At 38.1% G+C, this 14,582-nt stretch carries 7 protein-coding genes, 1 tRNA gene and 3 rRNA genes; 2 read left to right on the top strand and 9 right to left on the bottom strand.

What is annotated here, in order from left to right; all coding sequences use genetic code 11:
- Positions 1-7: 7 nt before the first annotated feature.
- From BN3004_RS05050 to BN3004_RS05040, 3 genes are all read right to left on the bottom strand, one after another.
- Complete coding sequence (locus tag BN3004_RS05050; RefSeq protein ID WP_058260122.1) at positions 8-3,634, bottom strand: S-layer homology domain-containing protein; 3,627 nt, start codon at positions 3,632-3,634, stop codon at positions 8-10.
- Between the two features lie 230 nt (positions 3,635-3,864).
- A complete protein-coding gene (gene holA / locus BN3004_RS05045; RefSeq protein WP_058260121.1) occupies positions 3,865-4,878 on the bottom strand; it encodes a DNA polymerase III subunit delta in 1,014 nt (337 codons plus the stop codon).
- Positions 4,868-7,096, bottom strand: coding sequence for a DNA internalization-related competence protein ComEC/Rec2 (locus BN3004_RS05040; protein WP_196792485.1), 2,229 nt, complete (start codon positions 7,094-7,096; stop codon positions 4,868-4,870). The genes holA and BN3004_RS05040 overlap by 11 nt, the downstream gene beginning before the upstream one ends.
- 265 nt (positions 7,097-7,361) lie before the next feature.
- Here BN3004_RS05040 and BN3004_RS05035 point away from each other — a divergent pair, with 265 nt between their 5' ends.
- Together BN3004_RS05035 and BN3004_RS05030 are read left to right on the top strand one after the other, a co-directional pair.
- Positions 7,362-8,147, top strand: coding sequence for a threonine/serine exporter family protein (locus tag BN3004_RS05035; RefSeq protein ID WP_058260119.1), 786 nt, complete (start codon positions 7,362-7,364; stop codon positions 8,145-8,147).
- Positions 8,147-8,629: a threonine/serine exporter family protein gene (locus tag BN3004_RS05030; RefSeq protein WP_058260118.1), complete on the top strand. Its 483-nt coding sequence runs from the start codon at positions 8,147-8,149 to the stop codon at positions 8,627-8,629. Before BN3004_RS05035 ends, BN3004_RS05030 begins: the two co-directional genes overlap by 1 nt.
- 47 nt (positions 8,630-8,676) lie before the next feature.
- Here the strand turns inward: BN3004_RS05030 and aac(6') are convergent, their stop codons facing one another.
- The 6 genes from aac(6') to BN3004_RS05000 form a co-directional block, all read right to left on the bottom strand.
- A complete protein-coding gene (gene aac(6'), locus BN3004_RS05025) occupies positions 8,677-9,117 on the bottom strand; it encodes an aminoglycoside 6'-N-acetyltransferase (protein WP_058260117.1) in 441 nt (146 codons plus the stop codon).
- A gap of 14 nt (positions 9,118-9,131) precedes the next feature.
- Positions 9,132-9,614 carry a GNAT family N-acetyltransferase gene (locus BN3004_RS05020; protein WP_242854196.1) on the bottom strand — a complete coding sequence of 161 codons (483 nt, stop codon included), beginning with the start codon at positions 9,612-9,614 and terminating at the stop codon, positions 9,132-9,134.
- 21 nt (positions 9,615-9,635) lie between these two features.
- Positions 9,636-9,752: ribosomal RNA gene (gene rrf / locus BN3004_RS05015) — 5S ribosomal RNA — on the bottom strand.
- 35 nt (positions 9,753-9,787) lie between these two features.
- Positions 9,788-12,648 (bottom strand): 23S ribosomal RNA (locus BN3004_RS05010).
- A 212-nt stretch (positions 12,649-12,860) separates the two neighbouring features.
- Positions 12,861-12,937, bottom strand: a tRNA-Ile gene (locus BN3004_RS05005).
- Between the two features lie 60 nt (positions 12,938-12,997).
- Positions 12,998-14,533: ribosomal RNA gene (locus BN3004_RS05000) — 16S ribosomal RNA — on the bottom strand.
- Together the 16S, 23S and 5S rRNA genes with 1 tRNA gene alongside form the textbook arrangement of a ribosomal RNA operon.
- Between the last annotated feature and the right edge of the window lie 49 nt (positions 14,534-14,582).

Below are 14,582 nucleotides of genomic sequence, written 5' to 3'. Positions count from 1 at the left end.
TACCTCCTTATTTTGTAAATTTTATTGGACCTTCGTATAGTAAGTCTTGTCCTTTTTCGTCAGCAAAAACTTTTAATGTATATTCTATTCCATCAGCTGGAACGGTAGATATGAACCCTCCTTCATCAAATGGAACAAACTCAGGATCATAAAACAATGAATTTCCACTAGAATCATACAAGGCAAAAGTTTTTATCTTATTAGCATCTGCATTAGTACAATTAAGCATAAGCATGCCGCCCCAACCTTGGTCATCAAAACTTAATGAAAAGTCTTCTGCTTTAAATCCGTCAATTGTTTCTTCAGTTCCATATATAATTTTGCCTACATATAATAATAAATTGCCATCTTCATCTGCAAATACTTTTAATGTGTATTCTGTTCCATCAGCTGGAACGGTAGATATGAAGCCTCCTTCATCAAATGGAACAAACTCAGGATCATAAAACAATGATTTTCCAGTAGAATCATACAAGGCAAAAGTTTTTATCTTATTAGCATCCGCATTAGTACAATTAAGCATAAGCATGCCGCCCCAACCTTGGTCATCAAAACTTAATGAAAAGTCTTCTGCTTTAAACTTAACTTCACTTTCTTGCCAAGGGAATGGATCTCCTTCTTTAATTACTTTTACTCCATCTAATTTTGCTTGAGGAGTGCTTCCATATCTTTCTAAATAAACTGATAAACTTACCTTTGTGCCTATTAAGCTACTATACTTCTTATATGCATCTGCTTCTTCAGAAGTATTTATCTTTACAGTATTATATAAAATATTATTAACTTTGCCATATAGCTCAATATCTTCATATTTTGATACAATCCTAATCTTTGTTTTATTCAATCCATATTCTTGTCCACCATCTTTTGCTATAACTGCAAATTCATCTGCTTTAAACTCACGTATTGGATTTACTATAACATTTAGCTTTTGTGTAGCTTCTTGTCCATTTGTTGTTACAAGCTTACATGTTATTGTAGCGTTACCAATTCCAACTGCTTTAGCTTTAATTTTTATATTGCTTCCATCAAATTTATTATCGTAACTTTCTATCTTGACTACTTTATCATTATCAGAGAGTATTTCTATGGACTTAACTTCATCTGCCATAACGCCATCTACACTGAGTGTTAATTCTTTATTTGGCATAATATATTCATTTTGTTTTATGGTTACTGTACCTGCTTGGTTAAAAGTAAGATTGATATCTTTATACTCAATTATATTCAATTTTGCCTTAACTACTAAGCCACTAGCTAAGGTACCTGTGATATCATATGTTCCAATAATATTCTTATCTACATTAGTTAAATCCCAAGTTATACTTGATTTGCCCTCTGTACCATCGTTATATAGCGCTACTACACTGTCTTGTAAGTTAAGCTTACCTTGAGGATAAGTAAAATTTAAGTCCTCTTTTATTGCAACGGCTTCTTTTTTAAATCCGTTTCCAGCTACAAAGTCAATAGTTTTTGTGTATTGCTCTCCATCTATAGTTATGTCAGCAATTATCTTAGTCTTTATTGGCTTTAACTGGCTCATGAAAAATGCACTTTTATCTATAAATGAGATAGAACCATACGTTCTAACTGTCATATTCAAAGAAGGATCTTCAGGATAAATCTTTACAGCATCTATCTTGCTATTGGCATCTTTCAAACTTATAAGTAAAGCATAATCTCCTTCTATTGGAGCGTTACCACTCGCATTTTTACTTCCTAGCATAGCATCTTTTTGGAAAGGGTAATAATATTTACGATCTTTAAACAAAGCAATATGTGCTTCAAAAGGCTCACTGTCTTTAACAATTATATTAATCTTGATTGGAAGTTTCTTAGAGCTTAAATCAGCTTCATCTGTTAAGATATATCCATCAATTGAATAATTTCCAATCTTATCACTTGTAAAATTAATCTCATTCCAATATGCTGTTCTTTCCTCTTTACTGCCGTCATCCATCTTAACTTTTATAAATTTAGGTAGATTTATACTAGCTCCCTTTACAATTGTCATATCTTTTATAGGAAGTATCGACTCTAATTTAGCACGTTTCTTATTTACAATAACTTTTATTTGTATATCTTTATTATAAGAATCAACATGTCCTACTATATTGTATTCACCAGCATTTTCAAAACTATCTGGTAAGTTCCAATTTATCTTAAGCGATCTTGTACTTCCGTCACTAAATTTAGCATTGACATATTGAGGAAGAACTATATCATCTCCTTGTGTAACAATTATGTCGCCTAAAGCTTCAATACTTTCAACTTTTTCAAAATTATCTTCAACAATGATAATCTTTGTTTGAATCTTAGATTCAGGTTTTCCAGATTTAACAGACAATATATACCTGCCTGGTTCAAGATAATCTGGTACAACAAAATCAATATCATTTATTGAACTAGTTTTAGAATCTATTGGATAAGTATTTAAATATATTAAATGCGTATCGCTTTCTCTATTCAATCTTAAATTGATCTCTTTTGCCTCAGGATCTTTTGTGTCAGCTTTAAATTTTAATTTAGTGTTTCTTTTTATTTTCACTTCTTCATCTTCATCTTCAAAGTCAATTGTTAAATCGTCTTTTTGTTCTATAGGCTTGTTCTCTAAAACAACATCCAAGCTACTTTCTTCGCTAGGCATAATAAACGAGTAAGTTCCATTGACACTTGCTATGTTATTTCCATTGATAAGTACTTGCTTAATTTGCTTTTTATCATTCTTTAAACTTATCTTTACATTTATAACTTGTCCTTCCTCATATTTCCCATCAATAGACGCAGGTGTTATCTCTACTGTATAATCATCTGTTGAATTTATGTTTAAATTAAAACGTTTCTTTGGAGTAGATGGTTTAGCGTCGTCTTGATTATCGTCCCAATCATCTGTAGGTCTATGCGGTCTGTATGGAATTTCAGGGTAATTAATCTTATTATCAGCGTCCGATTTTTTATCTTTGTCCTCATTCTTATCGCTTTTATCTGTATCAATATCATTTTTAAGAATATCTAATAATATTCCTTTTTCATTTACTATACTCATATAAGTATAGAATAATTTTGCTGCTTCTGCTCTAGTAATTAAATTCTTTGGTCTTAATGTTTTGTTTGGATATCCACTTAGAATATTAAGCTCCAATAGTTTTTCAAATGCTTCTTTATTGACAATGTCTTTCTCATCGCTATAGTTATTGATTAAAGAAAGCTTAGTCTTGTAGTCAATAGTAGATGCTAGCCACTTAATTGCAAGTTCCCTTGTTATTAGCTTGTTTGGGTAAAACTTTCCTTTGTTATCAAGTATGCCAAAAGAGACTAGCTTTCTTACAGGCGCATAGTACCAATCTTTTGGCTTAACATCTTCATAATTAATGTCAACAATACTAGATGCCTCTTTTTTTATAGATTTAGCAAGCATTGTTGCAAACTCTGCCCTTGTTATCTTATTATTTGGTTTAAAGCTTCCATCTGTATATCCACTAATGATACCATTGTCAGCGCACCAAGATATGTAATCTTTTGCCCATGAATCATTAGTATCTTTAAAGCTCATTGCTAATAGTTCTGTAGAACTTGTAAATAGCATAATGAAAGCTAAAATAAATGTAATTAATCTTAACGATTTATTTTTCATATTTTCCTCCTTTAAATATAATAATTATTGTCATTTTACAATAGATATTGTAACACAATTGTAATATAAAATCTTTATTTTTTAAAAAATATATGAATGTATAAAGTTTTATAATATAAAATAGTCTTTTCTATAAAGAATACTAATACTTTCATACAATGTTTACATTATCTTTTATAATAATTTAAACCTATAAAAAAAGAGAGCCTAAGCCCTCTTCCTTAAACAAATTACTCTGTCATCTTATATATTAAGTTTTTTATCATCATGCTGCTGTCTTTGCTTGTGTTTTTCAAGCTTATATCTAAATCTTTAAGCTCATTCATAAAGTTTAGCAAAAACTTATAATCATATGAATATGCTAAGCTTGATAGCTTTTTGTACTCGTACGGCGATATCTTCAAGAGATCTTTTTTCTCTACTTCACCTTTTTTCTCTATATCGCAAATTTTTAGTTCTAAAAGAAGTCTAAGGTTTCTAAATATCATATACGAGGTTTTTATATCTGCTTCGCCATTTGTCAGGAGCTTTTCGTACTCATTGAGTGCCGCCTTTGTATTTTTCTTATTGATTGCATCTATCATGGCAAAGATATTGTCAATGGTATTTTCCTTAACAACTTTTTCAATTGCACCGCGCGTTAATCTGCCCTTGCCTATGTAGCTTGCAAGCTTCTCCACTTCTGATTCAAGGCTATACATATTAACGCTATCATCACTATAAAATCCGAGTCTATCAATCAAGAATCTTGCTTCAGCAAAGCCTGCTTCTACGCCCAGCTCATTAAATTTGCGCGACGTCCACTTGACTAGGTCCTCTATCTTTTCCTTATCAAAACTCACTATGTGGTCATTTTTCTTGAAGTGCTTGTAAAATTTAAGCGTCTTTTTTATACTATCGTCCTCATCCATAAATATGATTATGCTCGTCTCAGGCATCTTCCCAAGCTCATCAAGTAAGTCTTCATCGTTAAGCGCTTTGATACTCTCATTTGCCTTTCTCACAACTGTGATTTTTTTCTCTGCCATAAGTGGAAGCATAGTGATATTACTTTTAATATCTTTAATCAAATTCTCTGAGTACTTAAGATCTGCAAGGTTCATAAGCTTTTGATTGCTGTCAAGATAAGTATTTATCAGCGCGTCCAAGGTCTTGTCCATGAGGTAGCACTCTATGCCCTTGAAAAGATAAGCGCCACTTACATTATTCATTTTTACTTCATTTAAAAAATTTCTATAGTTCATTAATCATGTCTCCATACTTTTTGTAGTCATCAATGACTATACTTATTATATAGGAAAATATTATAGATAGCAAGGTCAATAAGAAAATGTATTTTTTCATATAATCAAGATGCCTGTAATATTCCTTGTAAAAAGTTTCAATCTCGTAGCCGCCGTCCTTGAAGATGACGCTAATCATGCCTTGCTTATCGGTTCTGTAAAACTTCGTGCCAATAGCTTTGAAGTTTTCAAGGGTCTCTTCATGCGGATGGCCATAACTGTTATTCAGGCCTTGTGAGCTGATTGCGTCTCTTGGCCTAGTCTTTTCAAGGAAATTCATTGATGAACTAGTTTTAGAACCGTGATGAGCGACTTTTAATATATCAATCTTATCTACTTTGTCAATGTAATAATCTTCGGCTTCTCTCTCGATGTCGCCTGTAAATAAAACTTTTGTACCACGCGCATCTAGCTCAAATACAAGTGAGCTGTTGTTGCTATTTAAACTTACATCTCTATGAATAATCTTAATGTAATTATTTTTACAAAGATCAATGCCATTAACAACATCTGGGTCGATGTAATTAATTCCCCTGTCAATAATTTTTGCCTTGATATATGAAGGAGCAATGTCCTTATAAAAACAGATGTTCTTAATATCAAATTCATAAAGTAGATAGTCAAGGTTGCCCGCGTGGTCGCTGTCAAAGTGCGAGATAAAAACTATGTCAAGGCTGTCGGCCCCGGCGTTCTTAAGGACTTCTCTAAGCGTTCTATCGTATGAAAGGGACGAGCCCATGATGTCGCCACCAGTATCGACCAGAATCTTCTTCTTGTTTATATCTAAAAGCATTGCTTCCTCTTGACCTATGCTAATCATATTGAGCGTGTCGTAGTGCTTTCTACTAGTGATATAGATGACGCTAGATGCAAATGTGACCACAGCCATCGCCATAAGCATGAATTTAACAAGCCTTGTCTTCATATAGCTAAAATTGTTCGCAAAGTAAAAGGCAACGAGCAAGGTGAAATACGCGATGATAAGCGCGTCTTGATTGTATAGAGAAACTTTTAAGATATCTACACTTGAGATTAAATATAAAATTTTGTAAAGGCCGCTGAGAATGTAGTCGACCACCATAAACAAGATTCCGACTTTGCTTATAATGAGTGAAAGTAAGAGTATTACAAAGCTTGCTGTGATTATCGCGGAGTATATCGGAAGCAAAATTAGGTTTGTAAGCAGCGAAATGAAATTAAATTCATGAAAGGTATATAGCTGTATAGGCGCTAAAACTAGGTTAATAGCAAGAACAAAGAGCATGACCTCCTGCGTTTTATTTTTCTTATCGCCAAGCTTTTTAAGTCTTCTAAAAAGTATTTCTATCGCATAGGCTGCTCCATAAGAAAGGTGAAGCGATACCGAAAATACATAGTATGGATTAATTAAAAGCGTTATAATTAGCGCGATGGAGATGATTTCGACGCGCTCAATATTTATATTGTAGACAAAGGCTAGGTCAAGCGCGATAAATAGTATCAACGCTCTTAAGAAGGATACGGGGTAATTAATCACCGCGCCATATATAAGTAGAAAGATTATACATGTGGCGCTCGCCCTTCTCTTCGATAAACCAAGTCCCACGAGTATAAAAATTATCGCAAAACTAATCAGCGAAACGTGTAGACCTGAAACAGCAAGCAAGTGACCTAGGCCAACTGACCTATATGTACTCAGCTCATCTTCATCCAAGTAATTTGTGTTTGACATGAATATCGCCTTTAGGAAATTTGCATTACTCATCCTCATAGTGTTTTGAGTGAGCGCATCAAGCTTTTTCTCAAAAGCAAGATTCATTTTCTCCGCAAAAGACATTTTCCAAGCCACTTTCTCGAAGTCCTTAAACTTTATCTTATACTTAACGTTCTTCGTTAAATAATAGATCTTCTCGTTGAAAAGATTTGGATTCGCATTTATCCTTATATCTTCAAGCTTAGCGCTTACTTTAATCGTATCAAAATTATTTAAAGACTCTCTGCCATTGTAATATGCTTTGAACTTTTCGTTGAAAGTATTGCCGCCTAGATTTTTGACAGAGGCAATAAAAGTAGAATATCCTTCGTATTCCTTGATATTTTCGACTCTTAATATGTATTCTTTTTCTTCATTTTTGTAATTTTTAAAAACGCTTTGCCTCCTATAATTCGTGTAAATAGCTGTCACGAAAAATATTGTCACAGACAAAAGCAAATAAAGCCTCACGCGTTTTTTAGTAAAAAGACTTATCCCCAAAATGATGCCCAGGCTTAATAAGATGTAGCTATTGATATTGAAATAATAGGTGTAGATGGCTGCCAAGACCATAATACACGCAATAAATGAATATTTTCTTCTCATAATGATCCTATATAAAATTATATCACTTATGGACAATTATTAAAAGAATTTACAGAAAATAAGTGACTTTTTCACAAAAATATATTATAATATATTTGGTGATACTATGGAAAATATTACAGACGCTTACATGGAGCGTAGAAAAATTTATAACATCGCCCTAAAAACTGCAGAGCTACTCATTAAGAATGGCTCAGAAATTTCGAGGGCAAATGATACAGTTAAGAGGATACTAGCAAGTCATGGCTACTTCGACATACCATTATTTCTCTCGCCTACAGTTATAATCATAGGTGATAACAGCGATAATTCGTCCTTCTATCTTGTGAAGAACATCGAGACTAGAGGCAATAACATCGGCAGGGTCAATATGATTAACGCTTTCTCGAGAGAATTTTGCGCAAAAAATATAGCTATAGATGACGCTATGCAAAAGCTTGAAGAGATTGAAAAGAAAAGTGAATATAGCTTTATGATGATACTTGTGATGGCATGCATCGGCTGCGCGGTCTTCACGCTAATGCTCGGAGGCAGCTTCAGTGACTTTGCCTGCTCGATATTTACATCGGCGTGCGGCTTTGTTGTTAATGAGTATATACTAAAACTATCGAAAACGCCTTTCTTAGGTAACTTCGTGTCCTCGCTTGTTGCAACACTTGCAGCAGTTTTACTAGTTAAATTAAATCTGGGACACAATCTAAATATGATAGTTGTTGGCTCGATACTACCACTAGTGCCGGGAGTCGCCTTTACGTCAGGAATTAGAGACTTCTTAAGTGGCGACTTAATCGCTGGTACTGCAAGAAGCTTCGAAGCCATATTCGTAGCAGTTGCCATAGCCTTCGGCGTTGGTAGCGTACTTATGCTTGTTTCGCTAATGGGGTGGATATAATGAACTACGTAATAAAACAATTCTTACTTGCGAGCGTTTCGTGCGCAACCATATCCGTCTTATTTAATATACAAAAGAAGAATACATTCTTATGCGCAATCAATGGTGCAATTTGCTGGACTTTGTATATGGTCTTGACAGAAAATAACTTCAGCTATATATTTTCGTCGCTGCTATGCGCTCTATTGTGCGGCATACTTGGAGAATTTTTTGCAAGATGGCAAAAAACACCAGTCAATTGCTACTTCATTATAGGCGTCATACCACTAGTACCGGGACTTAAGATATATCAATCGATGAACTACTTCATCAATGACAATCTTGAAATGGGTGCAACAGAAGCAGTACAGTCTTTATTCATGGCAATCGCCATAGCCGTGGGACTTATGATAGCATCATCGGTAAGTAAGATATTTAGAAATGTAAAAACACAAAAAGAATTAAAGAGACTTAAAAAAATATATAAAGGCAAAAATCAATAGAATGAACATAAATATAGCCATCCGCTTAATGGATGGCTAATTTTTTGCTATTCAATAATATTTTTCTTAAAGCAAATGATTCTATTTACTTCCTTAAAACCAATGGCGATGTGAAATTTATAACTATCATTATTTGTCAAAATGCAATCGCTTGCAAATTCCTTAGCGTCATGCTCTCTGCCCCATTCTTCACATCTATTAACTAAGTCCTTTGCATAGCCTAAATGCCTATGCTCTTCATCTACGTATATAGCTTCAAGGTAAGCTACTGGAGACGTTTCGCAGCCCTCGACATAATCATGACGAAGCGAAGCATTGGCAAAACCTATTGCCTTATCACCAATAAATTTAATGAAGCAGGTAGACTCCTTGTCGCGAGTCATGTCTATGAATTCTTGTTCCAGTTCATCTTTGTCATCGCTGTCCCATATCTTAAGCGCCATAGCAGCAAGAGCTGATACGTCTGTAATAGTCATTTCTCTAATCATAATATCACCAATAATTAATCTAAATCAAATCTATAAATATTTACATCAGTATAACCCTGTCTGCGTAAGTCATGGTCTTGAGGTACTTCTTTTACTTCAATCAGCTCTCCGCCAAGAAGCTCGCAAGTGCGATACGAAGGAATGTTATCAGGTTTACATGTAATTATTAAATAATCCATCTTGTGCATTTTAGCTAAATTGAATAATAGCTTACACGCCTTCATCGCATAATGATGTCCTCTGTACGGCTCGTCAACAACGTAACCGATGTTGCCACCAATGTATGTATTTGTGTTGTGACCGATTCGTAAATCGCATACACCAATTTTAGTGCCATCTAATAGGCAAATGTCGAAGTAGTAAGCAGGCAGCCAAGCCTTTTCAGGCTGTGCATCACAAGTTTTTCTAAGTTTTAAGTATATTTCATTGTCTTTTAAATTTTCAGTATTGTAAAACATTTTATAGTCCTTTCTTTTAGATAAAAAAACAGATAACATAAAATGCTATCTGTTTAAATCAAGTGGCGGCTACCTATTATCCCAGGTCGTCTCCAACCAAGTACCTTCAGCGTTAAGAGCCTTAACTTCCGTGTTCGGTATGGTTACGGGTGTTTCCCTCTTGCTATTGCTGCCACATTTCTTAATAACCATAATTCCACAATTAAGCGTCTTTGATCAAGTTTTCGACATATTAGTACAGTTAGGCTCAAAGTATTACTACTCTTACACTTACTGCCTATCTACCTTGTGGTCTTCAAGGTGTCTTACTTAAAGGAAATCTTATCTTAAGGGGGGCTTCGTGCTTAGATGCTTTCAGCTCTTATCCTTTCCAAACGTAGCTACTGAGCTATGCAACTGGCGTTACAACTCATAAACCATTGGTTTGTCCATCCCGGTCCTCTCGTACTAAGGACAGCTCCTTTCAAATTTCCTACGCCCACGACGGATAGGGACCGAACTGTCTCGCGACGTTCTGAACCCAGCTCGCGTGCCTCTTTAATGGGCGAACAGCCCAACCCTTGGGACCTACTTCAGCCCCAGGATGAGACGAGCCGACATCGAGGTGCCAAACCTCCCCGTCGATATGAACTCTTGGGGGAGATAAGCCTGTTATCCCCAGGGTAGCTTTTATCCGTTGAGCGATGGCCCTTCCACGTGGTACCACCGGATCACTAAGTCCTGATTTCTCATCTGCTCGATCTGTTTATCTCGCAGTTAAGCTCCCTTCTGCCTTTGTACTCTTTGCACGATTTCCGTCCGTGCTGAGGGAACCTTTGAACGCCTCCGTTACTTTTTGGGAGGCGACCGCCCCAGTCAAACTGCCCAACTGACAGTGTCCCTAAACCGGATCACGGCTCAAGGTTAGAATTCCAGCACTACAGGAGTGGTATCCCACTTTTTGACTCCTCTGATACTTGCGTACCAGGATCTTTGTCTCCCACCTATTCTGTACATGTACTACCGAAATCCAATGTCAGCCTACAGTAAAGCTCCATGGGGTCTTTCCGTCCTGTCGCGGGTAAATGGCATCTTTACCATTACTTCAATTTCACCGGATCCTTTGTTGAGACAGTGCCCAAATCGTTACACCTTTCGTGCGGGTCGGAACTTACCCGACAAGGAATTTCGCTACCTTAGGACCGTTATAGTTACGGCCGCCGTTTACTGGGGCTTAAGTTCTATGCTTCGCTATTGCTAACATTTCCCCTTAACCTTCCAGCACCGGGCAGGTGTCAGCTCCTATACGTCGTCTTTCGACTTAGCAGAAACTTGTGTTTTTGGTAAACAGTCGCTTGGGCCTATTCACTGCGGCCAGATCGCTCTGGCTCCCCTTCTCGCTAACTTACGGGGTCATTTTGCCGAGTTCCTTAACAAAGGTTCTTCCGCGCGTCTTAGGATTCTCTCCTTTCCTACCTGTGTCGGTTTACGGTACGGGTATCTTTTATCTATTTAGCGGCTTTTCTTGACAGTGTGAAATCGGCTACTTCTCTACTTATTTTCGATCCTCATCATAAATTGGCTTAGCCTGGTCATTACTCCGGGCATGCCTTTTTATTTGAGCGTACTCTTCCATCTGGTACGCTTAGCTTATCCTTCTGTGTCCCCGCTTCATTTATACGATAATTGATAGTAGTAGAATTTTTACTACTTGTCCATCGGCTACGCCTTTCGGCCTCGCCTTAGGTCCCGACTTACCCTGAGGGGACGAGCCTTGCTCAGGAACCCTTAGGTTTTCGACGGGAGTGATTCTCACACTCCTTCTCGCTACTTATGCCAGCATTCTCTCTTGTGTTTCGTCCACAGCGCCTTTCGATACTGCTTCTACCTATTACACAATGCTCCTCTACCACTCAAGAATGAGTCCATAGCTTCGGTATCCGATTTAGCCCCGGAAATCTTCGGCGCAAGGTCACTCGACTAGTGAGCTATTACGCACTCTTTAAATGTATGGCTGCTTCTAAGCCAACATCCTAGTTGTTTGGGTAACTTCACATCCTTTACCACTTAATCGGTATTTAGGGACCTTAGCTGATGGTCTGGGCTCTTTCCCTTTCGACTATGAAGCTTATCCCACATAGTCTGACTCCTTAGGTTTGTTTTCTTGGCATTCGGAGTTTGATAGGTTTTGGTAATGTATAAACACCCCGCAACCAGTCAGTAGCTCTACCTCCATTAAACATCCTAAAGGCTAGCCCTAAAGCTATTTCGAGGAGAACCAGCTATCTCCAGGTTCGATTGGCTTTTCACCCCTATCCACAAGTCATCCGATGTGTTTTAAACCACACCCGGTTCGAGCCTCCATTAAATTTTACTTTAACTTCACTCTGCTCATGGATAGGTCACCTGGTTTCGGGTCTACTCCTGTAAACTATGTCGCCCTATTAAGACTTGATTTCTCTTCGGCTTCGAAGCTTAACTTCTTAACCTTGCTTACAAAAGTAACTCGCTGGCCCGTTCTACAAAAAGTACAAGATTGCACTTTTCACGTGCTTTCTTTGCTTGTAAACGCAGGGTTTCAGGTTCTATTTCACTCCCCTTTCGGGGTTCTTTTTACCTTTCCCTCACGGTACTGTTCTCTATCGGTCACCAAGTAGTATTTAGCCTTGGGAGGTGGTCCTCCCGTATTCCCACCAGGTTTCTCGTGCCTTGTGGTACTCGTAAAGCTTATTGAAACACTAATATCTTTTCCTACAAGTCTTTCACTTTCTTTGGATGATTTTTCCAAGATCATTCGGATACTTTCTTAGTATTTCTTTAAGCGGGCTCTTTCCATTTCGCTCGCCGCTACTTTGAAAATCGATGTTTCTTTCTTTTCCTCGGGGTACTTAGATGTTTCAGTTCTCCCGGTATTGCCTCTATATACTATTTTATTCATATATAGATACTTAAGGTTTGCTTAAGTGGGTTGCCCCATTCGGATATCTCCCTTTCGTTTCTTGTTTGCAGATCTAGGGAGCTTTTCGCAGCTTTCTACGTCCTTCTTCGCCTCTTGGTGCCAAGGCATCCGCCCTGCGCTCTTAGTAACTTGACCTATTTTTTTTAAAATCCTTTAACGCTTATTGTTAAAATTTACTGTATTTATTTTCTTTATAAATGTCGTTTCGTTTTCATTTGATTATGGTTATTAAGTTTTATTTGGTTTTGGATCTAAAAGGATTTGCACCTTTTTTAAGTTCTTCAAGATCCATATTCTTAGGCTTTATATTATATCATAAAAAATATACCTTGTCAAGGCTTTTTTTATGGTGGACCTGGGTGGACTCGAACCACCGACCTCACGCTTATCAGGCGTGCGCTCTAACCACCTGAGCTACAGGTCCATAAATATATATTTAATTTTAAGCAGAACTCAAAGTGAAAAGAACTAATGTTCTCCTTAGAAAGGAGGTGATCCAGCCGCACCTTCCGATACGGCTACCTTGTTACGACTTCACCCCAGTCATTGACCCTACCTTCGACTGCTGCCTCCAATTGGTTAGCTCACAGGCTTCGGGTATTGCCTACTCCCATGGTGTGACGGGCGGTGTGTACAAGACCCGGGAACGCATTCACCGCAGCATTCTGATCTGCGATTACTAGCAACTCCGGCTTCATGATCTCGAGTTGCAGAGATCAATCCGAACTGGGATCGGTTTTTTGAGGTTTGCTTGATATCGCTATTTAGCTTCTCTTTGTACCGACCATTGTAGCACGTGTGTAGCCCAGGACATAAAGGGCATGATGATTTGACGTCATCCCCACCTTCCTCCGATTTGTCATCGGCAGTCCATCTAGAGTCCTCAGCACTACCTGTTAGTAACTAAATGTAAGGGTTGCGCTCGTTGCGGGACTTAACCCAACATCTCACGACACGAGCTGACGACAACCATGCACCACCTGTATCCAAGGTAGATAAATCTAGGGTTTTTATCTCTAAAAACTTTCCTTGGTATGTCAAGTCCTGGTAAGGTTCTTCGCGTAGCCTCGAATTAAACCACATGCTCCGCTGCTTGTGCGGGTCCCCGTCAATTCCTTTGAGTTTCATACTTGCGTACGTACTCCCCAGGCGGAGTGCTTAATGTGTTAACGTACGGCACCTACTCATTAAAAGCAGACACCTAGCACTCATCGTTTACGGCGTGGACTACCAGGGTATCTAATCCTGTTTGCTCCCCACGCTTTCGTGCCTCAGCGTCAGTTCAAGTCCAGAAAGTCGCCTTCGCCACCGGTATTCCTCCTAATATCTACGCATTCCACCGCTACACTAGGAATTCCACTTTCCTCTCCTTGACTCAAGCATATCAGTTTCAGATGCAATCTATGGGTTGAGCCCTTAGTTTTCACATCTGACTTAATTTGCCGCCTACGCACTCTTTACGCCCAATAATTCCGGACAACGCTCGCCCCTTACGTATTACCGCGGCTGCTGGCACGTAATTAGCCGGGGCTTTCTTCTATGGTACCGTCATTATCTTCCCATAGGACAGAGCTTTACGACTCGAAAGCCTTCATCGCTCACGCGGCGTCGCTGCATCAGGGTTTCCCCCATTGTGCAATATTCCCCACTGCTGCCTCCCGTAGGAGTTTGGACCGTTTCTCAGTTCCAATGTGGCCGGTCATCCTCTTAGATCGGCTACCCATCGCTATCTTGGTGGGCCGTTACCCTCACCAACTAATTAATGGGACGCGAGCTCATCTTACACCGAAATTCTTTAATCACTTCTTCATGCGAAGTTGAGATATCATATGGTATTAATCCCGGTTTCCCGAGGCTATCCCTTTGTGTAAGGCAGATTGCTCACGCGTTACTCACCCGTCCGCCACTAATCCAGAAGTTTATCAATCCGAAGATATCAAAACGACTTTCATCGTTCGACTTGCATGTGTTAAGCACGCCGCCAGCGTTCGTCCTGAGCCAGGATCAAACTCTCGATTAAATGGTTATTTAATCCCAAGTTATCCTTGGCTCTTAAATTCGAAATTATT

The organism is Fenollaria timonensis (assembly GCF_001457835.1).
In the GTDB taxonomy this organism is placed as follows: domain Bacteria; phylum Bacillota; class Clostridia; order Tissierellales; family Peptoniphilaceae; genus Fenollaria; species Fenollaria timonensis.
Note: the sequence above shows the minus strand (reverse complement) of the source record. Positions and strands in the feature narration are given on the sequence as shown.